This window comes from Bremerella sp. JC817, assembly GCF_040718835.1.
Lineage (GTDB): Bacteria > Planctomycetota > Planctomycetia > Pirellulales > Pirellulaceae > Bremerella.
Window position 1 is genome coordinate 1 of sequence record NZ_JBFEFG010000260.1, and the last position, 827, is coordinate 827.

2 protein-coding genes are annotated in these 827 nt (G+C 60.5%); one reads left to right on the forward strand and one right to left on the reverse strand.

Annotated elements, in window-relative coordinates:
- Positions 1-416: 416 nt before the first annotated feature.
- Positions 417-497 (reverse strand): hypothetical protein, encoded by an 81-nt coding sequence (locus tag AB1L30_RS06355; protein WP_367012596.1) that lies wholly within the window; start codon positions 495-497, stop codon positions 417-419.
- Here AB1L30_RS06355 and AB1L30_RS06360 point away from each other — a divergent pair.
- Positions 466-827, forward strand: a 362-nt coding sequence (locus AB1L30_RS06360) for a hypothetical protein (protein ID WP_367012595.1), incomplete at its 3' end; no start/stop codon positions are given. The genes AB1L30_RS06355 and AB1L30_RS06360 overlap by 32 nt on opposite strands.

The following is an 827-nucleotide window of genomic DNA, read 5'->3' on the forward strand; positions in this document are numbered from 1 at the left end:
GCAGATGGGCCGTGCTCGCGTTGACGTGCTGCACGAACTTGGTTCGCGTACCGGTGTCGAAGACCTGCGATCGCTCGCCGCGATTCTGATTCAGGCCGACAAGTTCGGTTCGAGTATCGCCCAGGCACTTCGCGTGCAGACAAACGTTGAATGGTTTCGATCTTGATCAGCTTGCTCGCGAGGCTGTTCAACTCGCCGCCGAGATCCTTCAGGCAAGACCGATCTGCCAGCGTTCGCGGTGCTGCCTCAGTTGATGGGACGTGGCGGTGGCAATATGCCCAACGGCCAAATCGGACCCGACGTCACCGGCAATCCCATGCTGGCTCACAAGGCGACCCACGAAGGTCGTACCGCTGTGGAAGCGATCCTCGGTCCAGGCCAGTAGCTTGCTGACGGTTGCCGAGGATTCGGTCGGGTCAACCAGCAAGTGAACATGCTCGGGCGACGGGCAGGTTCGATTCTTCCGTGCTACGAGTCACCAGCAAACCGGCAGCCAACGAGATCAGAAACGCGGGAACCTGGCTCACCAGCCAGGGCTACGGCGATCTGGCATGTCATGGCAACCAGGTGATCCAAACGCCGAACCTCGACCGGCTGGCATCGCAGTCGTCGCAGTTGTCGAACTATCATGTCGCTCCGACAGAAGGGTCGAAGTCTCCGGTCGTGATCCAAGTCGACGAGAACGGACGAATCACGCTCGCCTCGGATGACCCCGCCGCCCTCGATCTGCTGGAGGACCTGCTGATCGACCTGCTGGCGATAGATGGCCAGCAGTTCCTGGAAACGAGCATCCTCGAACTCGATGCGTCCGCTGATGCGGCCATAGT